21 protein-coding genes and 1 pseudogene are annotated in these 20,653 nt (G+C 65.7%); 16 read left to right on the forward strand and 6 right to left on the reverse strand.

The features are described 5' to 3' along the window. Positions 1 to 85: 85 nt before the first annotated feature. Both AC5RTY_RS03680 and AC5RTY_RS03685 read right to left on the reverse strand, forming a co-directional pair. A complete protein-coding gene (locus AC5RTY_RS03680; RefSeq protein WP_494109500.1) occupies positions 86 to 1,516 on the reverse strand; it encodes an APC family permease in 1,431 nt (476 codons plus the stop codon). 13 nt (positions 1,517 to 1,529) lie between these two features. Next, on the reverse strand, positions 1,530 to 3,281 hold the full coding sequence (locus AC5RTY_RS03685; RefSeq protein WP_494109501.1) for an ABC transporter substrate-binding protein: 1,752 nt from the start codon (positions 3,279 to 3,281) through the stop codon (positions 1,530 to 1,532). 157 nt (positions 3,282 to 3,438) lie between these two features. Between AC5RTY_RS03685 and AC5RTY_RS03690 the strand changes: the two genes are divergently transcribed. The 11 genes and pseudogenes from AC5RTY_RS03690 (at position 3,439) to AC5RTY_RS03740 (ending at position 13,014) form a co-directional block, all read left to right on the forward strand. After that, a complete protein-coding gene (locus tag AC5RTY_RS03690) occupies positions 3,439 to 4,452 on the forward strand; it encodes a squalene cyclase (protein WP_494109502.1) in 1,014 nt (337 codons plus the stop codon). A 227-nt stretch (positions 4,453 to 4,679) separates the two neighbouring features. Further along, positions 4,680 to 4,982 carry an urease subunit gamma gene (locus tag AC5RTY_RS03695; protein WP_494101598.1) on the forward strand — a complete coding sequence of 101 codons (303 nt, stop codon included), beginning with the start codon at positions 4,680 to 4,682 and terminating at the stop codon, positions 4,980 to 4,982. Between the two features lie 16 nt (positions 4,983 to 4,998). Then, positions 4,999 to 5,433: pseudogene (locus AC5RTY_RS03700) on the forward strand (urease subunit beta); the annotation flags it as partial. A gap of 149 nt (positions 5,434 to 5,582) precedes the next feature. Next, positions 5,583 to 7,295, forward strand: coding sequence for an urease subunit alpha (ureC, locus tag AC5RTY_RS03705; RefSeq protein ID WP_494000933.1), 1,713 nt, complete (start codon positions 5,583 to 5,585; stop codon positions 7,293 to 7,295). Between the two features lie 30 nt (positions 7,296 to 7,325). Continuing rightward, complete coding sequence (gene ureE / locus AC5RTY_RS03710; protein WP_494025142.1) at positions 7,326 to 7,799, forward strand: urease accessory protein UreE; 474 nt, start codon at positions 7,326 to 7,328, stop codon at positions 7,797 to 7,799. Continuing rightward, the gene (locus tag AC5RTY_RS03715; protein ID WP_494138987.1) at positions 7,780 to 8,493 is read left to right on the forward strand and encodes an urease accessory protein UreF; all 714 of its coding nucleotides are present in this window, start codon (positions 7,780 to 7,782) and stop codon (positions 8,491 to 8,493) included. Before ureE ends, AC5RTY_RS03715 begins: the two co-directional genes overlap by 20 nt. 65 nt (positions 8,494 to 8,558) lie before the next feature. Next, on the forward strand, positions 8,559 to 9,173 hold the full coding sequence (gene ureG, locus AC5RTY_RS03720; protein ID WP_494000936.1) for an urease accessory protein UreG: 615 nt from the start codon (positions 8,559 to 8,561) through the stop codon (positions 9,171 to 9,173). Then, on the forward strand, positions 9,170 to 10,024 hold the full coding sequence (locus AC5RTY_RS03725; protein ID WP_494000937.1) for an urease accessory protein UreD: 855 nt from the start codon (positions 9,170 to 9,172) through the stop codon (positions 10,022 to 10,024). Before ureG ends, AC5RTY_RS03725 begins: the two co-directional genes overlap by 4 nt. Before the next feature lie 7 nt (positions 10,025 to 10,031). Further along, complete coding sequence (locus AC5RTY_RS03730; RefSeq protein WP_494138988.1) at positions 10,032 to 11,171, forward strand: FecCD family ABC transporter permease; 1,140 nt, start codon at positions 10,032 to 10,034, stop codon at positions 11,169 to 11,171. Positions 11,172 to 11,224: 53 nt separating this feature from the next. Then, positions 11,225 to 12,229 carry an ABC transporter substrate-binding protein gene (locus AC5RTY_RS03735; RefSeq protein ID WP_494000939.1) on the forward strand — a complete coding sequence of 335 codons (1,005 nt, stop codon included), beginning with the start codon at positions 11,225 to 11,227 and terminating at the stop codon, positions 12,227 to 12,229. Beyond that, a complete protein-coding gene (locus AC5RTY_RS03740) occupies positions 12,226 to 13,014 on the forward strand; it encodes an ABC transporter ATP-binding protein (RefSeq protein WP_494000940.1) in 789 nt (262 codons plus the stop codon). The genes AC5RTY_RS03735 and AC5RTY_RS03740 overlap by 4 nt, the downstream gene beginning before the upstream one ends. Positions 13,015 to 13,103: 89 nt before the next feature. Here the strand turns inward: AC5RTY_RS03740 and AC5RTY_RS03745 are convergent, their stop codons facing one another. Next, positions 13,104 to 13,550 carry a MarR family winged helix-turn-helix transcriptional regulator gene (locus AC5RTY_RS03745; RefSeq protein ID WP_494013663.1) on the reverse strand — a complete coding sequence of 149 codons (447 nt, stop codon included), beginning with the start codon at positions 13,548 to 13,550 and terminating at the stop codon, positions 13,104 to 13,106. Between the two features lie 346 nt (positions 13,551 to 13,896). Here AC5RTY_RS03745 and AC5RTY_RS03750 point away from each other — a divergent pair, with 346 nt between their 5' ends. The 3 genes from AC5RTY_RS03750 (at position 13,897) to AC5RTY_RS03760 (ending at position 16,498) form a co-directional block, all read left to right on the forward strand. Then, positions 13,897 to 14,253 carry a hypothetical protein gene (locus tag AC5RTY_RS03750; RefSeq protein WP_494000942.1) on the forward strand — a complete coding sequence of 119 codons (357 nt, stop codon included), beginning with the start codon at positions 13,897 to 13,899 and terminating at the stop codon, positions 14,251 to 14,253. 176 nt (positions 14,254 to 14,429) lie between these two features. Then, entirely contained in the window at positions 14,430 to 15,995 is a 1,566-nt protein-coding gene (locus AC5RTY_RS03755) for an amino acid permease (RefSeq protein WP_494074638.1), read from the forward strand. Between the two features lie 119 nt (positions 15,996 to 16,114). After that, on the forward strand, positions 16,115 to 16,498 hold the full coding sequence (locus AC5RTY_RS03760; RefSeq protein ID WP_494000944.1) for a VOC family protein: 384 nt from the start codon (positions 16,115 to 16,117) through the stop codon (positions 16,496 to 16,498). Positions 16,499 to 16,559: 61 nt separating this feature from the next. Here the strand turns inward: AC5RTY_RS03760 and AC5RTY_RS03765 are convergent, their stop codons facing one another. From AC5RTY_RS03765 to AC5RTY_RS03775, 3 genes are all read right to left on the reverse strand, one after another. Further along, positions 16,560 to 17,066, reverse strand: a complete 507-nt coding sequence (locus AC5RTY_RS03765; RefSeq protein WP_494000945.1) for a ferritin — start codon at positions 17,064 to 17,066, stop codon at positions 16,560 to 16,562. A 71-nt stretch (positions 17,067 to 17,137) separates the two neighbouring features. After that, positions 17,138 to 17,668: a YbaK/EbsC family protein gene (locus tag AC5RTY_RS03770; protein WP_494000946.1), complete on the reverse strand. Its 531-nt coding sequence runs from the start codon at positions 17,666 to 17,668 to the stop codon at positions 17,138 to 17,140. After that, positions 17,665 to 18,387, reverse strand: coding sequence for an alpha/beta fold hydrolase (locus AC5RTY_RS03775; protein WP_494000947.1), 723 nt, complete (start codon positions 18,385 to 18,387; stop codon positions 17,665 to 17,667). Before AC5RTY_RS03775 ends, AC5RTY_RS03770 begins: the two co-directional genes overlap by 4 nt. 166 nt (positions 18,388 to 18,553) lie before the next feature. Here AC5RTY_RS03775 and AC5RTY_RS03780 point away from each other — a divergent pair, with 166 nt between their 5' ends. Together AC5RTY_RS03780 and AC5RTY_RS03785 are read left to right on the forward strand one after the other, a co-directional pair. Beyond that, positions 18,554 to 19,651: a DNA alkylation repair protein gene (locus AC5RTY_RS03780; RefSeq protein WP_494138989.1), complete on the forward strand. Its 1,098-nt coding sequence runs from the start codon at positions 18,554 to 18,556 to the stop codon at positions 19,649 to 19,651. A gap of 249 nt (positions 19,652 to 19,900) precedes the next feature. Then, positions 19,901 to 20,650 carry a glucosamine-6-phosphate deaminase gene (locus AC5RTY_RS03785; protein WP_494138990.1) on the forward strand — a complete coding sequence of 250 codons (750 nt, stop codon included), beginning with the start codon at positions 19,901 to 19,903 and terminating at the stop codon, positions 20,648 to 20,650. Positions 20,651 to 20,653: the final 3 nt, after the last annotated feature.

Consider the following 20,653-nt stretch of genomic DNA (forward strand, 5'->3'; position numbering starts at 1 on the left):
TCCTTATTTTTTTGGGCGTGCTCGAGCGGCACGGAGGCCGTGAGGCCACTGTGAATATGGGAAAGCAGTGATGGTTCCTGCCGGCCTAGGCTTCAGCCAGCTCCAGCTCAGGCGGTGCCTTGCGGAAACCGCGGGTTATGACGGCCAGGTACAGGGCGCCCACGATCATCCATGCGATGCCCACGGTGAAGGCCGTACCGGAAAGGCTCGTCCAGAGCCAGGCGCACAATGCGACGCCAACCAGCGGCGCAGCCAGGTAACGGAGGGCGTCATATCCCGAACGACGGCGTTCGTCGACAAAGTAGTGTTTGACGACGGCGATATTGACCGTGGTGAAGGCGGCCAAGGCACCGAAGCTGATGAGCGAAGACGCCAGCGTCAGATCGATGAACAGTGCGACCAGGCCGATGGCGCCGACGATCAGAATGGCATAAACCGGAGTGCGGAACCGTGGGTGAAGGTAGCCAAAGACTTTTCTTGGCAGGAGTCCGTCGCGCCCCATGGAATAGAGGATGCGCGACACGGTCGTCTGTGAGGCCAGGACCGCACCGAAACAGCCGGCTATGTAAGCGGCTGTGAAGAACGCCTCGAGGAAGCTGCCACCGGCGACTGCCATGACATCCAAGGCCGCGGAGTCCACGCTGGAGTAAGCGTTCCAGTCCGGGAAGGCCAGATTGGCGATCAGCGATATGACCACAAAGAGCAGTCCGCCGGTGAGGGTCACCAGAATGATGGCCTTCGGGATGACCCGGCGCGCATCGACAGTCTCCTCTGCCAGCGCGGAGACCGCGTCGAAGCCGAGGAACGACAGGCACAGGATGGCGGAACCGGCGAAGATGACCGCCGTACCGGGGCCCTGGCCGATCAGCATATCCACGATGGACGGCATCGGATTCCCGGACGCAGCGCTTAGCGCCATGACGGCGAACACCACGAGGAAGACCGCCTGCACGCCCAGCAGGATGCTACTGGTCTTGGACACGAATTTGATGCCGAGGACGTTAAGGACCGTGACCAGGACAAGGGACAGGATGATCCAGACGGGCTGCGGAATGGACGGGAAACTGGCGCTCATGTAAATCCCGATCACCAGGTAGGTGATCATCGGCATCAGCAGATAATCCAGCAACAGCGTCCAGCCGCTCAGGAAGCCGACGTTGTCGCCGAGTGTCCTGCGCGTGTAGGTGTACGCGGAACCCGCTTGGGGGAAGGCCCGGACCATCTTTGCGTAACTGGCCGCCGTGAACAGCATCGCCGCCAAAGTGACCAGATAGGAGGAAACGATGTGACCCTCGGTGAGCTGGTTCACGATGCCGTAGGTGGTGAATACGGTCAGCGGGATCATGTACGCGAGACCAAACAGAACGGCCGAAGGCAGGCGAAGGACTTTCTTCAGTCCCGTCCCTTGTTCGGTGCTTGTTGCAGTGGACATGTTTTTCCTGACGATCAGAGGTGACAATTGCCGCGCGGATGATTTCCCATTCTTGGGATCGCCGACTCGTCCGTCATGCGTCATTCGACGTATTGCGTCAAGACGGTCGCGGCGGCACGAACCGTGAGATGGCGCCGTAGGGCGCGGGCGTCAGGGCCACCGATGCGCCGTTTTGGAACTGGTAAGTGACCAGCACCTGCCCCAGGGTGGGATCGTTCGTCCCATCGGGATAGCTTTGTGCCGACTGGCCGTCGCCGAAATAATAGATACCGTTGAGCCCCCGGTAGGCGCTGGTGCGCAGGAGCGCCGCAGTCTGTTTCGGGTCGGCTGAGCCCAGCTCCGCCCATGCCAGTGCCAACAGCCGTACCTGGTCGTAGGCAGCGCTTGCCTGCGAAAGGCCCGGCTCGATTCCGTAACGCAGCGTGTATGCCCGCAGGAAGTTTTCGGAGAACGCATCGTTGTAGCGGGACGTGACCGAACTCCAGACCGCCCCGTCGGCGCGGGGGCCCAACAGTTCGGCAAACCGGGGAATAGAAGCACCGTAGATGTAATAGGTAAGGCCGTCGAAGCCGCTCGCCCGCAGTAGCGCCTGAAGGCGTGCAATTTCTTCTGGAATAAAGTGGGCGACCAATACCAGTGATACGTTCTCTTGCTTGATGTGCTCCACGATTTGTTCCCAGGCGGGATTATCCAGAGGGACTGAAAAGTTGGAGGAAATAGCCCAATCGTTCTTCGCTGCTGAGTCCACGAACTCGGTCGTGGCAATTCTCGTGCTGTCGGATTCCAATTCAACGACCGCAATTTTGCGGAAGTCGGGGCGCCAGGCCGCTGCCGATTCCAGTTCTCCAAGAAACCTGATAAATGCCTTGGCATAGTAGGTTTCAGACGGGCAGGTTTGGAAAACCATTCCGTATCTGGTGGGATTCCTGCGCACCATGTCGACCTGCTTTTCAAATGTGGCCGTGTGCAGGAAAGGACGGCCATAGTCGGCCGCCATCTCGATCAGGAAAGGGTTCTCACCGCTGGCATAACTGGTGGTGATGGCCTGAACATTTAATGCGCACAGTTCCGCCATCGCCTCCCGGACCCGGCCGGGGTCAAAGATGTCAGCGTCGACGACCGCGTGCTCAAGCCGTCGTCCCGCTATTCCTCCCTGGCTGTTGAGATTCTCAATAGCCAGGGCGGCCCCGCGGACCAATTCTTCGCCGTCTGCGGCGGCACGCCCGGACAGGGGCGCCAGCGTACCGATGATGAACGGCCGCTTCTGCGGCGACAGCTCCTGCAGCAACCCGCTTGATATCTGGGTCTGGTCCATACTGTGAGCAAATCCCTGGACAGCCGCAGGGGTAATTTGCGCGACGCCGGAGATGCCGCCGGGGATTGGCAGGACTATGAGGTCGGCGTCCACCACCAGTGAGGCCAGACCTGCCCGCCCGGCCTGGCCCAGCTTCTGCAAAAGCCGTTCAATCTGGGTCGAGACTGTACGCGGGCGCGTACCTAAGCGCGCCGCAATTTCAGCGTTCGTCAATCCCAGGGCGACCAAGGTCAGGACTTCCAACTCGCGAGCCGTGATGCCTTGCGGTGGTTCCGTGGGCCCGTAGCTGAGCTGTGTGTGGTCCTGCCTGCCGGCATCTTTGCGTACTCGTTCCAGCGACACCGCCAGCCACTGGCCCCGGTGGCGGTACAGGAATTTCACGGACGACCGATTGGTGAGCAGAAAACCACGGGCGTACCGCACCAGCGCAGCCGGGATCTCTTGGTTCGCCGTTTGGAGAGACAACCGTCCCGCATTGTCCACGGTGGCTTCAACATGCTGCCCCGGCCGGGCCTCCCACCTCTGTGATCGCATTCACCCATTGTGACCGCCTCTGGCCCACTTTTCCGCGGCGGCGGTCTCCGGCCACGACGTCGTGCCCGCCCAGCGCAGTCCTTCGGTTCCCCTCCCCGAGCGGCGCGGGGAACCGAAGCCATGTTGTTCTTTTACGGGGGCCGCTACTCTGTTGATCATGAAGCCCGAGGCGGCGTTGGTCGGCTGGCTGCTCGACTCCGATCCGGCACTGCGCTGGCAGGTCGAACGGGACCTCGCACATGCGCCCCCCGGACGGTGGGCCGCGACAAAAGCGAAGGTGGCCACCGAGGGCTTCGGCGCGCGGCTGCTCGCGCACCAAGACCCCGATGGACAGTGGGCGGGCGGGGCCTATTTCCCCAGCGACTTCGACTTCCAGGGGCCGGAAGCGGCCGAGGGCGCCGGACAGCCGTGGACCGCCACCACCTGGTCGCTCAATTACCTCCGGGACTGGGGCCTCGACGCAACAGCGCTCGCCGGCACGGCCGACCTGCTCGCCGCCAACAGCCGCTGGGAATACGAGAACCTGCCCTACTGGGACGGCGAGGTGGACTGCTGCATCAACGCCTTCACCCTGGCCAACGGCGCCTGGCTGGGTGCGGACGTGGGCGGGATCGCCACCTGGTTCATCGAGCACCAACTGCCCGACGGCGGCTGGAACTGCGAATGGATCGAAGGTTCCACCCGCTCGTCCTTCCATTCCACACTCAACACCTTGAAAGGGCTGCTGTACTACGAGTCCGTCGCCGGGGGCTCCGACGATCTCCGCGCCGCCCGCCACGCCGGAGAGGAATACCTGCGGGAACGCCGGCTGCTGTACACCCGGTCGACCGGCGAACTCGTCGGGCCTTGGGCCGCGCATTTCGCCTACCCGTTCCGCTGGCTCTACAGCGCACTGAATGCCGTGGATTACTTCAGGTCGGCCACGCTCCACGACGGCACGGCTCCCGATCCCCGGCTCGCCGACGCCGTGCAGGTGATCCGTGCCGCGCGCCAGCCGGACAGCACCTGGCTGCAGGAACGCCGCCACCCCGGCCGCGTATGGTTCGACGTCGACGTGCCGCCGGGTGAGCCGTCCAAGTGGCTTACGTTCTACGCCACGCGCGCGCTCGCTTGGTGGGACGGGGCGGAAGCCCTCCCGCCTGCTCCGGGCTACCGGTCCGAGACCGTGTGACCTTGGTCGCGGTCGCTTCAGCAGGACGAGCCGACCGGGTGTGAAGGACACCGGGAAGCTCGATGTCAAGCAATTGTGAGGCGGTGATGCCACCGGATTCCCACCAATTTGCCGGGTGCAATCTCCGTGGCTATCCTTGCCTTATCCACGGGCCTCCCGGTCTAGTCTCTGACCGGTTGTAGATAACGGGTGGACACTTCTTTTTGTTACGGACTAGGGAGTTCTACATGCATTTAACGCCCCGTGAGCACGAAAAACTCATGATTGTGGTCGCCGCCGACCTTGCCCGAAGGCGCCAGCAGCGCGGCCTGAAACTCAACCATCCCGAAGCGGTGGCCCTGATCACCTATGAACTGATCGAGGGCGCCCGCGACGGCCGGACCGTCGCGGACCTGATGAGCTACGGGACCACGATCCTCTCCCGCGGCGACGTCATGGATGGCGTGCCGGAGATGATCGCCGATGTGCAGGTCGAGGCCACTTTCCCCGACGGCACCAAGCTGGTCACCGTCCATAACCCGATCCGCTGAGCCTGAGGAGAGACCCATGAAACCGGGAGAATACATCCTGCGTGGCGAGCCCATCATCTGCAACGAGGGCGCCGAGACCCGCATCATGAACGTGACCAACCGGGGCGACCGGCCGGTTCAGGTCGGTTCGCATTACCACTTCGCCGAGGTTAATCCGGCGCTCGATATGGACCGGGTCGCGGCGCGCGGCTTTCGGCTGGACATTCCGGCGGGCACGGCCGTGCGATTCGAGCCCGGTGACGCGCGCAGCGTGCACCTGGTGGAGATCGCCGGGAACCGCGAGGTCTACGGCTTCCGGAACCACATGAACGGGTCGCTGGGCGCCAGCGTCCCCCCGGCCTACACCGACGCCATCGGCGGCACCGCCGGCATCAACGCCGAGGCCGAGCCCGAACTGGCGGCCGAATACGACATCGACCTGCCCAACGTCGGCGTCGAGGCGGCCGGCTTCCACACCACGTACGGCATGGACCTGGTTGACGAATCCCGCGGCCCGAAGGCCGGCGGCGCCGCCAAGAAGGCGGGCGGGCGCGGCGAGGCCGCGGAGAAGACCGGGCAAGCTGCCGCGGAGAAGACCGACGGCGGCGGGGAGGAACAGCGATGAGCTTCGAGATGAACCGCAGGCACTACGCGGAGATGTACGGGCCGACTACCGGCGATGCGATCCGGCTGGCGGACACCGACCTGCTGCTGGAGATCGAACACGACTACACCCGCTACGGCGAGGAAGTTGTCTTCGGCGGCGGGAAGGTCATCCGGGACGGCATGGGCCAGAACGGACAGCGCACCCGCGACCAGGATATTCCGGACACGGTCATCACCAACGTCGTCGTGCTGGATTACAGCGGCATCTACAAGGCCGACGTGGCACTGCGGGACGGGCACATCTTCAAGATCGGCAAGGCCGGCAACCCGGACATCTCCGACGGCGTCGACATCACCATTGGTGCCGCGACGGACGTGATCGCCGGGGAGCACAAGATCCTCACCGCCGGCGGCATCGATACGCACGTGCACTTCATCAGCCCCGACCAGGTGCCGGTGGCCCTGGCGAACGGCGTCACCACCCTGATCGGCGGCGGCGCCGGGCCGTCGGATGCCTCCAAGGCGACCACCGTGACGCCGGGGCCGTGGCACATCGGCCGGATGCTGCAGGCGGTGGACGACCTGCCGATCAACATCGGACTGCTTGCCAAGGGCCACGCCAGCGCGCGCGGTCCGCTGGCCGAGCAAATCCGGGCCGGGGCCATCGGCTTCAAGGTGCACGAGGACTGGGGCGCCACAACCTCCTCGATCGACATGTCGCTGCGGATCGCCGACGAGTTCGACGTGCAGGTCGCCATCCACGCGGACACCCTCAACGAATGCGGTTTCGTGGAGGACACCATCCGCGCCATCGACGGCCGCGTGATCCACACCTTCCACACCGAAGGCGCCGGCGGCGGGCACGCCCCGGACATTATCCGCGTCGCCGGGCTGCCCAACGTCCTGCCGGCTTCGACCAACCCGACTCTGCCCTACACCACCAACACGCTCGACGAGCATCTGGACATGCTCATGGTCGCCCACCACCTGAACCCGGACATCCCCGAAGACGTAGCCTTCGCCGACTCCCGGATCCGCAAGGAGACCATCGCCGCCGAAGACGTGCTGCACGACCTCGGCGTCTTCTCGATCACCAGCTCGGACGCCCAGGCCATGGGCCGCGTCGGCGAGATGGTGCTGCGGACCTGGCAGGTGGCGGATGCCATGAAGCGCCAGCGCGGCAAGTTCGAGCAAGACCCGGAAATCGGCGACAACTTCCGGCTCAAGCGTTACGTCGCCAAGTACACCATCAACCCCGCGCTCGCCCACGGCATCGCCGACTCCGTCGGCAGCGTCGAGGTGGGTAAGTTCGCCGACCTGGTGCTGTGGGACCCGGCCTTCTTCGGCGTCAAACCGGAAATGGTGATCAAGGGCGGACAAATCGTGCAGTCCATCATGGGCGATGCGAACGGTTCCATCCCTACCCCGCAGCCGCGGACTCTGCGGCACAACTTCGGGGCGTTGGGCAGCGCCGTGCACTCGTCCTCGATCACGTTCATGCCGAAGATCGCCATCGACGAGGGCATCCCGGACCGACTGAACCTGCGCCGGACCGTCCGCGCGGCCCACGGCATCCGCACCCTGACCAAGGCAGACCTGAAGTACAACGGGGAGACGCCGGACATCCAGGTCGACCCGCAAACCTACACCGTCACGGTCAACGGTGAAGTAGCCACCTGCGAGCCCTCGACCGTGCTCCCCATGGCCCAGCGCTACTTCCTGTTCTAAACCGAGCCATACCTTGAAAGGACGTAGTCAATGATCATTGAGCGCGTCATCGCCAACCGGCACGATCTTCCGCACACGGAGCTTGCCGGCCTGCACGAGGAGAAGGTAGCACTTCCCAGCAGCGAACTGGTCAAACGCGTCCAGCGCGTGACCACCGATCACGGCCGCGAAATCGGCATACGCCTGGCCACCCCGGGAGACCTGCGCGACGGCGACATCCTGTTCCGTGACGAGTCGAACGTCATCGTCGTCAGCGTCCTGCCCACGGACGTGCTGGTGATCGCCCCGCGCACCATCCGGGAAATGGGCGTGGTGGCCCACAGCCTGGGCAACAGGCACCTGCAGGCGCAATTTTTCGACGCCGGAAGCGACTACCGGGCGGAGGTCATGGTGGTGCAGTACGACCACACCGTCGAAGACTACCTGCAGCACATGCAGGTGCCCTACTCCCGGCAGGAGCGGGTCATGCCCGTGCCGTTTCGACATGCCGAACACACGCACTGAGGCACCCGGGCGCCACCCGTCGTCGTACCTGCTGCCCCTGCTGCAGCTGGCCGACTCCGCCCTGCCCACGGGCGCCTTCAGCCACTCGTTCGGGCTGGAGACGTTCCTGTCACGCGGGCTGGTCCGCGACGAGAAGACCTTTGCGGTCTGGCTCGGCCAGTTCATCCACACCCAGCTGACGTACAGCGACGGCCTTGCCATCCGGCTGGCCCTGGAAGCCCGCTCGACGGCGGAACTACGGGAGCTGGACGCGATGCTGGCGGCGCAGGCCCTGCCGCGGCAGGTGCGCGAGGCGGGCGTGAAAATGGGTGCGCGGATGCTCCAGATTGCCTCGGTCATCCTCGACAGCGACGAGATCGAGCAGTACCGCGAAGACGTCGAGAGCGGCGAATGCAGCGGACATCCGGCGCTGGCGTTCGCCATCGCCGGGCGAAGCCTGCACGTTCCGCTGCCGGAACTGCTGGGCACCTACCTGTTTTCGACGGCGACCTCGCTGACGCAGAATGCCATCCGCGGCATCCCGATCGGCCAGGACGCCGGGCAGCGGGTGCTGCGCCAGGCCCATCCGGAGATCACCGTCGCAACGGCGAGGATCGCCGAACTGGGACGCGGCGACTTCGGCGCCGCCGCCCCGGGACTGGAAATCGCCCAAATGCGCCACGAGCGGCAGCGGGCCCGGATGTTCATGTCCTGACCCGCCGTCGCACGCAACAAGACCCGGCCGCACCGCGGCCGGCCCACGGAACAAGGAGTAAGACAATGGAACCCATCAAGATCGGTATCGGCGGCCCCGTCGGCGCCGGCAAGACCCAGCTGGTCGAACGCCTCACCCGGCACCTGTCCGGCGAAATCTCCATGGCCGCCATCACCAACGACATCTACACCATTGAAGACGCGAAGATTCTGGCCGCCAACGGCGTGCTGCCGCTGGACCGGATCATCGGCATCGAAACCGGCGGCTGCCCCCACACCGCCATCCGCGAGGACACCTCGATGAACTCCTCCGCCGTGGAGGAATTGATCAAGCGGCACCCGGACCTGCAGGTCGTGTTCATCGAAAGCGGGGGCGACAACCTCTCGGCGACGTTCAGTCCGGAACTGGTGGACTTCTCCATCTACATCATCGACGTGGCGCAGGGCGAAAAGATCCCGCGCAAGGCCGGCCAGGGCATGATCAAGTCGGACCTGTTCATCATCAACAAGACCGATTTGGCGCCGCACGTGGGTGCCGATCTGTCGGTCATGGAGTCCGACTCGAAGGAATTCCGTGGAGACAAGCCGTTCTGCTTCACCAACCTGAAGACGGACGAGGGCCTGGACAAGGTCATCGACTGGCTGCGCCGCGACGTGCTCATGCAGGACCTGGCGCAGTGAGCGCGGCCCAGCCGGCGGGCGTGCAGCTTCCCACCGGTGAGCTGCGCCTGACGGTGGGCCTGCGCGGCGGCCGCGGCGTCGCCACCTCGCAATACCACCAGGGCGCGCTGCGGGTTATCCGACCCCATTACCTGGACGCGTCCGCGCAGGTCGCTTACACGATCGTGAATCCGGGCGGCGGCTACCTTGGCGGGGATGTCTACGAGGTCGACGTCCAGGTCGAGGACCAGGCCCGCCTGTTGCTGACCACCCAGTCCGCCACCAAGATCTATCGGACGCCGGGCGAACCGGCCGTGCAGCGCACCCGGTTCCGCCTCGGCCCCGGCGCCAGCCTGGAGTACCTGCCCGACCAGCTCATCGCGTACCGGGAGGCCACCTACCGCCAGGAGACCGTCGTCGAGCTCGCCGCGGACTCCTCCCTGGTGATGTGTGACGTGGTCACTCCCGGCTGGTCCCCGGACGGCAGGCCCTTCCGGTACGAGGAGGTGCGCATCCGCAACGACATCTACCGCGACGGCCGCCTGCTCGCCCTGGACAACCTGCTGATCCGCCCCGGCGATCCGGACGCGCCGCTCTCCAGCATGCTCTTCCTCGAAGACTATTCGCACCTGGGCTCGATGCTCGTGGTGGACCCGCGGGTGGACGGCGACCTGGTGCGCGAGCTGCAGGACCGGTTGGCCCCCATGGATCCCGGCGGGCAGCTCGGCCTGTCTCTGCTCAACGGCCCCGGATTCGCCCTGCGCGCCCTGTCCCGCAGCACCGACACGCTGAACGCCATGCTGCACGCCGCCGTCGACCTGCTCCGCCACCGCTGGTTCGGCCAGCAACCACTGAATCTTCGCAAGTACTGACCCAGCCTTGTTGGAGGCACTGATCATCTTTCCGTCATCGGACCCTACCCCACGCGCACGCGACGTGCGCGACGGCCAGACCCCACGCGGCGGGGACCCGCTGCTGCGGGCAAGGCTCCGGCGTCGTCATCTCTTCTGGGTAGTGGCGCTGGCCGCGCTTCTCGTCGCCGGAATGGTGCTGTCTGTGGCGACCGGGCCTGTCATGCTGAATACCGCGACCGTGGTCCAAGTGATCCTGTCGCATATGCCGGGCCAGCCGTCCGGGTATCAGCCCGATCCGACAGCCTCGACGATCGTCTGGGACGTCAGGATGCCTCGCGTGCTGCTCGGATGCGTCGTAGGTGCCGGATTGGCGGTGTGCGGAGCAGCGCTGCAGGCAATGGTGCGCAACGTGCTGGCCGACCCCTACCTGCTCGGCATCAATTCCGGAGCCTCCAGCGGTGCGGCAGCCATGATCCTGTTCGGCGTCGGTCTGGGGGTGGGCGAACACGCTCTGCCCGCCAGCGCCTTCATCGGCGCGCTGGCCGCGTCGATGATGGTCTTCCTTATCGCGCGCTCGGCCGGACGGGTGACCTCAATGCGGCTGCTGCTGGCCGGCGTTGCGATCGGATACGCGCTGACCGCCGTGACCAGCTTTCTGGTCTTCGCCTCCGGCTCGGCAGAGGGCGCCCGGTCCGTCATGTTCTGGTTGCTTGGGTCCCTGGCTTTGGCCCAGTGGGGAAGCACCTTGGCCATCGTCGTCGTGGTGGTCCTGATTGCCAGCTGCCTGCTGACCCTTGCCGGAAGGCGCTTGGACGCGCTGGCCATCGGCGACGAAACCGCTCACATCGTCGGCGTTGCACCCGGCCGGTTCCGCACCCAGCTGCTGATCGTCATCTCCCTGTGCATCGGTGTGGTCGTCGCTGCCTCCGGATCTATCGGCTTCGTTGGACTGGTAGTTCCGCATCTCGCCCGCAGGCTGGTCGGTGCCGCCCACTCCCGGGTCATCCCGGTCTCTGCCCTGCTCGGTGCCATCTTCCTGATCTGGGCCGACCTGCTCGCACGGATGCTGCTGCAGCCGCAGGAGTTGCCGATCGGGATCATCACGGCTTTCATCGGCGCTCCCTTCCTGCTCTACCTCATCCGCAGGATGCGCCCGGCGGGCTGAGTGTCACCCCACGTCCGCGTTATCGCCCACATCCACTAGCCCGAGGAGAATTCATGAAAGCTGCCGCCCACCTGCTGTCCGCTGCAGCCGCGGCGGCATTCGCCCTCGGTCTGGCCGGCTGCGCCGACACTTTCGGGAACGCCGGGAACGCCGGAACACCTGCGGCACCCGAGGCCGATGGCTACCCGCTGACCATCACCAATTGCGGCGCCGCGGTCACCCTGGACGCGCCGCCGGAACGGGTTGTCATGCTGGACAGTTCACCGGTCTCCTACTTGGCCGCACTCGGTGTCATGGACACAGTAGTGGCCCGCGCAGGCGTCTACCCGGCCGAATACTTCGACCCGGCCACGCAAGGCGAACTCGCCCGCATTCCGCTCTTGACCGACCGCCTGGACACCACGGGCCACCTGCAGATTTCGCAGGAAGTCGTGTTGGCGCAACAACCGGATCTGGTCCTCGGCACGGCCGAAAACCTTAACCGTGAAACACTAGCCGCCGCGGGCATCCCCATGCTGCAGGAACCGTCCTTTTGCCCCAACGCCTCGGAAACCCCGGAATTCAGCACCGTTGCGGATCAGCTGCGCACCTACGGCAAGATCTTCGGCGTCGAAAAACGGGCCGAAGAAGCAGCCCGCGAGCTCAAGGCCCAGGTGGAGCAGATCACCTCCGAGACGGCCAACACCGGCCGCCGCACTGCGGCCGTCCTTTACCCGACGGTCGGCGGCGGAAGCACCTACGCCTACGGCACAAGGTCCATGGCCCAACCGCAGTTGGAGGCCGCCGGGCTGAAAAACGTTTTCGACGACGTCGACCAGCGGGTCTTCGAGGTCACCCGCGAGGAACTCATCGGCCGCAACCCCGATGTCCTGATCCTGCTCCACTCCGCCGGGGACCCAAGCAGAGTGGCCGACGCCGTCACATCTTTGAAGGGAGCCTCCTCCATGACCGCGGTGGCCAACGACGACATCCTCGTGCAACTGTTCAACTTCACCGAGCCGCCGTCACCGCTGTCGGTCACCGGACTCGAGCGGATCGTCGAGCGGTTCGGCCAGTGATTTCCGGCTCCGGCATCTCCTTCTCCTACGGCTCCCGCGACGTCCTGGACCGCGTTGACCTCCACGCCCGGCACGGCGAAGTCCTGGGCCTGGTGGGACCGAACGGCAGCGGCAAGAGCACCCTGCTGCGGATCCTGTACGGATCGCTGGCCCCGCACACCGGAACGGTCATGCTGGACCATAAGGAACTGCGCCAGCTCAACGCGCAGGAGCGCGCCCGGACGGTCTCAGTGGTCGTGCAGGAGACACCGGGCGACCTGCCCCTGCTGGTTTCCGACATGGTGCTGCTCGGCCGCACCCCGCACCAACCGCGGCTGGGCCGGCGTAAGGCGCGGGACGAACAGGCCGCGGCCCGGGCACTGGAACGGGTCGGCATGCTGGGCCGGGCGGACCAGAGCTTCGACCTGCTCTCCGGCGGGGAACGGCAGCGTGTTTTGATCGCCCGGGCGCTGGCGCAGGAAGCGACGCACCTGCTGTTCGATGAACCGACCAACCATCTGGACATCCGCTATCAGCACGAGATCCTCAGGCTGGTGCGCGACCTGGCGGGGACCAGCAACCATGCCGTCGTCGTGGTCCTGCACGACCTCAACCTCGCCGCTGCCTACTGCGACCGCGTCCTGCTACTCCACGAAAGCCGGGTGGTCGCAGCCGGCACACCGTCCGAGGTGCTGGTCCCGGAGAACCTTGAGCCGGTGTACAAGATCGGGGTCAGCCGTTTCCAGTTCGACGACGGCTTTCAACTGGTATTCAGACCATTCCCTTCAGCTAATCCGCCAGGCTGAGGGCGTCCCTGCTCCACGGCCATCGGTCAAGATCATCGGAGGCCCAACCACACCAGCCACGGAAAAGGTTCCGTCGTTGGTCCGCCGGTTTAGCCGGGGCGCAATGGCCTCTTGGTGCCGAACCTGTCGTTGCCGAGGTCCCGGACGACACCGATGAGTTGATTCTTGAGTTGCTCGGTCTCGTCGTCCTCGCCCAGAAGCTCTTGTCCCAATTTCACCACCTGGTGGAAGGTCTCCTTGCCGCGTTCGGAGATGTTGACCCGTTGCTCGCGCCGGTCGTTCTCGCCGCGGACGCGGGATATGTGACCAGTCGCTTCCAGCCGTGCCAGGGTCTTGCCCACGGTCTGTGGCTGCACCCGCACCCGCTTCGCCAGTTGTGCTTGGGCCATCGCCCCCTCCGCGGCAAGGATCTCCAGGACAGTCGCACCCGCATGGGTCAAGCCGAGGGAGGCCAGCCGCTCGTTCCACTCGTATTCGACAAGCCTCGCTGCTGTGGAGAGAAGCCGGGGCATGTGCCACTTGGATAGATCAGGCATGCAGAATTATAAGCAAACTGATCTTCCTAAGGTCAATGGTTTATCCACAGCGGAGAGCAGAATAGGCCTTTATTTCTGCCCAGCGCGATGCCGGCGACCCAGTCGGCACCGCGCTGCCCCGTCGAAAGGCCAACCCGTACGACCCCTGAAGGATAAGCCGCGGTCAGGTTGCCGTGGAGCCGCTCTGCCCGGGCCAAGCCCGGCCCCGGCATCTGTCGTATTGCAACGGTGCTGTAGGCTTCGATTTAGGAGGCAGGTCTGTCTGTCTCCAGAACGCAGCACGCGCTCTCTCACCGAGCGACCAAGCGCTGCCTTTTTCCCTTGGAAAGGGACATCGATGGATTCCGTGACCGATACCAATACGCTGCCCCTGTCGATCGCGGAGTTGGACTCCACGATCTATACCGGACGGCCAGCTGCAACGGCGGCACTGCCTGGAGGGCAGGTCCAGACAGTTTCCGACCTGACCCCGGGGCAGAAGAAAGCGCTGGAGGCCGTTACTGTCCGCGCGGGACAGGTCGAGGCGGCGGAATGGGCCCTGGACCAGGCGAAGGCCGTCTTCCACGAGCAGACAGCCGCGGCGCTGGCCTCCGGAGTGCCTGCCGAGCTGGTTGCCGCAGCTGCCGGAACATGCGCCTCCGCCCTCCCGGCACCGACCGACGGGGCGGCAGCGAACCCGCCGGATCTGGTGGCCGTCGGCTGACCTGCTTCACCCGCGTCCCGCCCTCATGGCGCGCCGCTACACCGTCCCGTCATAACACTGTCGTGGGCGGCCCGGATTGGCTCCGAGGCGCCATCCCCTACCCGTTCTCCGGGCTGTTCGCCCCCTCAGCCCCGGGTGGGGTTTTCGGGGTAGTCCATCCTGAGAATACTGGTCCCATGAGCCTCTTTCGGACCAAGTCAATCGAGCAGTCCATTGCGGACATGACGGAGCCAGGGCGGGAGCTGAAGCGCACGCTGAGCACCTTCGACCTGATGGTCCTCGGTGTGGCAGTCGCCGTCGGGGCGGGCATCTTCTCCGTCGGCGCGAAGGCCGCCGGCAGCTACGCAGGCCCGGCCGTGACCGTGTCCTTCGTGCTGGCGGCCATCACCTGCGCGCTGGCCATCATGTGTTACGCCGAGTTCGCGTCAGCCATTCCCGTGGCCGGCAGCGCCTACACCTATACTTACGCAACTCTGGGCGAACTGCTGGCCTGGATCATCGGCTGGGACCTGATTCTGGAGCTGTTCACGGCGGGGGCCGTCATTGCGAAGTATTGGGGGATCTATCTCAGCAACGTCTTCCTGCTCTTCGACATTAATGTCCCGACCACGGTGAATGTCTTCGGTCTGGAGCTCACCTGGGGTCCGCTGCTGATCGTTGCTGTCTTCACGACCCTGCTGGTTCTTGGCACCGAGCTGTCGGCGCGGGTAAACAATGTCTTCACCATCATCAAGGTTGCCATTGTCCTGTTCGTGATCGTTGTCGGCTTCACGTACGTACGGGCAGAAAACTACACGCCGTTCGTGCCGGAGCCGGTCGCCACGGCGAGCGCCGGGGGGAACGTCTGGACGCAGTCGCTGTTCTCCTTCCTCAGCGGCGCCGAGCCCCAGCAGTACGGCGTGGTGGGCATCCTGGCGGGTGCGGCACTGGTGTTCTTCGCCTTCATTGGATTCGACGTCGTGGCTACGAGCGCCGAAGAGGTGCGCAACCCGCAAAAGACGCTGCCGCGGGGCATTTTCGGCGGCCTGGCGATCGTGACCGTGCTGTACATCCTGGTCACCCTGGCCCTGACGGGCATGGTGTCCTACCGGGAGCTGGCGGAAGCCGACGAGGCCTCGCTGGCCACGGCGTTCATCGGAGTCGGGGCGGATTGGGCCGCACAGGTCATTTCGGTGGGCATCCTGATCGGGCTCACCACCGTCATCATGGTCCTGTTGATGGGCCTCGCCCGGGTTGCCTTCGCGATGAGCCGTGACGGCCTGCTGCCGCGATGGCTCAGCCACACCACCGAGCATCAAAAGACCCCGGCGCGGGTGCAGATCCTGGCCGGGGCTCTGGTTGCCCTGGTGGCGGGCTTCACCAACGTGGACGTTCTGGAAGAAATGATCAACATCGGCACCCTCTCGGCCTTCGTGCTGGTGAGCATCGGCATTGTCGTGCTCAGGAGGAAGCGGCCGGATCTGCCCCGCGCCTACCGTGTCCCGGGCTCGCCCGTGGTGCCGATCCTCTCCGCGGTGCTGTGCTTCTGGCTGATGCTGAACCTGACCACGCTCACGTGGGTGCGCTTCGCTGTCTGGCTGCTTATCGGCTTCGCCATCTACTTCCTCTACGGCCGCCAGCATTCGCGGCTGAACCATCCGGAGCTGATATCACTCGAACACGAGCGCGAGGAACACCGCCGACTGGAGCACGAGCAGCGTGTCCGCGGCCGAAAGGACCACCGGCACAACCCGGAGCCCTAGCTCCGGGCTGCCGGAGCATGGATAGTCGCTCCCGCTGTCCGGGCCCGGGGTCCGTTCGTCTATGTGCTCCACCCCGGACACCCCGTGGCTATGATGCGAGAAGTCCAGGATTTCGGAGAATGGAGCAACACATGCAACTCGGCGCTTTTTCGCTCAGCCTCGCAGTGAAGGACATTGCGGCTTCCGCCGCGTTTTACGAAAAGCTCGGGTTCAGCAAGCACGGCGGTGATATCACGCAGAACTGGCTGATCCTGAAAAACGGTGAGGCCGTCATCGGGCTCTTCCAGGGAATGTTCGACAAGAACGCCTTGACCTTCAACCCGGGCTGGAATCAGGACGCCCAGACCCTCGACTCATTCGCAGATGTGCGCGACCTCCAGCGGCAGCTGAAAGCGGAGGGCGTGGAATTCCTGTCGGAAGCAGACGAGGCAACCACCGGTCCTGCCAGCTTTGTTCTGCAGGACCCGGACGGCAACCCGGTCATCGTCGACCAGCACGTTTGATGGCAGACACGAGCAGGCGGCGTCGGCGCCCGCTTGGGCACCGACGCCGCCTGTCGCTTTGCTAGCTGCTGGCTTCGCCGGTGCGGGAACCGAGCTGCTCGTCCAGGCGCAGCAGGCCGGGCCCGTCGTCGTTGACCAGCTTGACCCGGCCGATGATCTCACCGACCGTGGCTTCTTCCTCCAACTGCTCGTCGACGAACCAGTTGAGCAGCGGGATGGAGTCGATGTCGCCCTCCTGCTGGGCGAGCCGGTACAGGTCGCGGATCGACTCGGAGACCTTCTTCTCGTGTGCCAGCGAGGCTTCGAACGCCTGCAGTACAGTCTCGGCGAAAATTGTCGGAGCCGTGATGGCCTGGATCTTGGGGTGGGCGCCGCGGTCCATCATGTGCTCGATGAACTTGTTCGCGTGGACCACCTCTTCCTCGGCCTGGGCGCGGAACCAGCCGGCGATCCCGGGCAGGTCGATGGCATCCATCTCGATGGCGAGCTGGCGGTAGACCACGGAGGCCTGGAGTTCCAGCGTGACCTGGTCGTTAAACGCTTCTGCGAGTTTTCCTGTGAGTCCCATGGCACCAGATTAGGCGCCGGCCTGTATCCCCGCCAGCAAGGTAAGGCAAGCCAAGATTAGGGAAGCCTCTGCTACCCGTTCCCTGAACTGTCGGTGGCGCTGAGCGGCACGCCGGGCTTCGCCAGCCCTTCAATCACGACGGCGAGGGGCAGCTTGGCCAGCTCCTCCGGCTTGAGCAGCAGCTTGCTGGAGCGGTTGCCGCCGCCCATCACCACGCGTTCATGGTCCAGCACGGCCGCGTCGATGTAGATCGGGTGGCCGGAGGTCCCGACGGCTGTCACTCCCCCAATCTCCATGCCGGTCACCGCCTGCGTGGTCTCCGCGTCGGCGAAGGACGCGCGCTTGACGCCCATCAGTTCGCGGACCGTCTTGTTCACATCCAGCCGGGCGGTCCCCAGCACCACGCACACCGCGTACCTGGCCGGTTCCACCTTTTTCGACGCCACCAAGATGGTGTTGGCCGACTGCTCCAGGGCGAAGCCGTAATGCGCACAAAACGCCGCCGTGTCCGCCAGATCCGGGTCGCAGTCGAGGACCTCGTAAGCGAGCCCGTTCCCGGCGAGCGCTGCCTCGACGGCGGGCAGCAGTTTGGCCGTGCTCACTGCGCCCCGGTTGCCTCAACGGTCTTGGTCACGGCGGCCAGGATGGCTTCGCCGAGCTCGGCCGGTTTGGTGAACTGAGGCCAGTGCCCCGTGGGCAGGTGCACGTACTCCACGTCCCGGATTCTGGCCAGTTCAACCACCTGAAGTGCGCCGGCGTCGATCCAGCCCTGCAACTGTTCGGGCGTGAACTCGCAGGTGATCATCGTGACCGGCACGTTAAAACGCCGCTCGTCAAAGAGGTGCTGCGGATCGGAGGCGACGCCCCTTGGCTGCGGGATGGCCCGGGCACGGAACGCGGCGCGGAGCTCCTCGTCGAGGTCCACCAGGTCTTCCTCCTCGAAGAGGCTCCAGTCCGGCAACGGCACCTCGTCCCCTTCGGCGGGCAGCTCGTCATTAATCACGCCGCCTTCGCCCAGCGGGCCGCTGTCCACGTAGACGGCACGGGCGATCCTGTCCGGCCGCTGGTCCACCACGCCGTGGATGATGGCCCCGCCGCCGGAGTGGCCCACGAGGGCCACCGGCCCGTCCAAGCCGTCCACTGCCTTGACGGTCGCGTCGATGTGGTCGCGCAGTCCGATCCCCGCGCGCGGCGCATCCGGCGCTTCCAGTCCGGGCAGGGTCAGCGGGTGTACCCGGTGCCCGGCGGAGACCAACGGCGGGGTCACCTCCGCCCACGAGGATGCGTCCAACCAGAATCCGGGTACCAGGATGATGTCCATGTCAGGTGACTCTAGTGCCCGACCGTGACCCCGAACACCCTTGAGGCGGAATTCAGGACAGCCACGGTCCCTGAGACGGCACACGGAGGAGCACGGCGGCGGCCCGCCTGCCCGAAGAGCCATAGGCTGGCTTCGGAAAGCTTATTGGCCCGACCCGGAGGACCGCATGGGAATCATGAACGACCTGCTGGGGCCGGCCGCCGTCGAGCAACTGGGCACTTGCCTGGCCGGAACCGGTGACCAATCTGCGTGGCCGGCGCTTCGGGAAGCGGGAGGTCGGCTTGAGCCGCTGCCCCTGCGGGCCCGCGCCGACGTGCTGGCGGAAGCGCTCCTCGTCGACCTGGCTGCCGGTTACGAACCGGCCGCCGCCGTGATCCGCGCGGCGCTGGACGACGGCGCCTTCACCGGCTGGATGCTCTGGCCGGTGGGTGAGGCGGCCGTGACCCGCGCCTTGGAAGACGGGAGTCAGCGGGCCTTCGACGACGCGATGGCGCTGCTCGCGGAACTGACTCCGCGGATGACGAGCGAGTTCGCCATCCGCCGGCTGTTGATCCGAGACCTGGACCGGGCGCTGGGAATCATCCGGGACTGGACGGCCCACCCGGATGACCAGGTGCGGCGGCTGGCCAGCGAAGGGACACGGCCGTACCTGCCGTGGGCCGTCCGGGTACCCGGCATCGTCGACCGGCCGGCATCCACCTTGCCGATCCTCGACGAGCTGTTCCAGGACGAGAGCGACGCCGTCCGCCGCTCGGTGGCCAACCACCTGAACGATGTCTCGCGCCACGCCCCGGAGGACGTGGTGGCGACCGCGGCCCGGTGGAACGCCGCCCCTGGTGCCCACACCGCCCGGGTCGTACGGCACGGGCTGCGCACGCTCGTGAAGAAGGCCCATCCCGGTGCGCTCGCAGCGTTGGGTTTCACCTCCAACGCCCTCTCGGTGGCCGTCCCGCAACTCGACCGGGAGACTGTCCACCTGCCCGCGGAGCTCGGCTTCGCCGTCGAGATCCGCAATGAAGCGGACGCCCCGGCCCGCGTGGCGGTGGACTATGTGGTCCACTACGTTAAGGCCAACGGTTCGCTGGCTCCGAAGGTCTTCAAGCTGGCGGTGGCCGACCTCGCCGCGGGCGAGGCCCGGCAGTTCCGCAAAGCCCACGCCTTCCGCCAGATGACCACGCGCGTGCATTACCCCGGCCGGCACCTCGTCCAAGTGCAGGCCAACGGAACGCTGTCGCCCGAGGCGGGCTTCGACGTCGTGCTCTGACACATGCGCCGTGCGCACACGTTGGAATTCGCTCTCGGCATGGTGCGCCCGCATCTACCGGTTTGGGCCGGTGGCATCCGGTAATCTTGCTCCAACGTTTCTCCGGGGTGCAGGCCCTGACGGCACACCCGGAGGCTCCGACCCGTCCCACAAGGGAAAGCGCATGAAGTTTGACTTGCCCTTGCCGCAAAGCACGTGCAGCGCGGCGCGCATCCGTCCAGGCGGACTCATCCGACAGACAGGACTCCTATGACCCCGTTGGCCGAGCAGGAACGCAAGCTCCAGGTTTCGCACCACGACGCTGAAGACATCGGCGCGCTGGCCGCCGACATCGTTGCCGGCCTCCTCGACGAGCTGCCCCGTCCCGTCATCGGGCTGGCCACCGGCTCTTCGCCGCTGCCGCTGTATCAGTCCTTGGCGCGGCGCCGCCTGGATCTGTCCGGGGTCCGCTGGTTCGCGCTGGACGAATACGTGGGACTTCCGGCCGGGCACCCGGAGAGCTACGCGCAGGTGATCGACCGGGAAGTGATTCGGCCGCTGGGGCTCGACCGGGCGTCGGTCCTGCTGCCGGACGCCGACCGGGCCGACGTGGACCGGGCCGCGGCGGACTATGAAGCGGCCATCGCGTCGGCGGGCGGGATCGACCTGCAGATCCTGGGCATCGGCCACAACGGCCATCTGGCCTTCAACGAGCCCGGCTCGGCCCTGGATTCCCGGACCCGGGTCGAGGAGCTGACGATGACGACGCGCCGGGCGAATGCCCGGTTCTTCCCGTCGCTCGACGACGTCCCCACCCGCTGCATCACGCAGGGCTTGGGCACCATCCTGGATGCCAGGCGGCTGCTGTTGTTGGTGCAGGGCCGGGACAAGGCCGACATCCTTCACCGCGCGCTGACCGGGCCCGTCGACCGGGACTGCCCGGCCTCGGTGCTCCAGCTGCATCCGGACGTCACCGTCCTCACCGATGTCGAGGCAGGCTTCCGGTTTTCCGCCGGATAGGCC

The sequence above is a fragment of the Arthrobacter sp. Y3224055 genome (assembly GCF_059090825.1).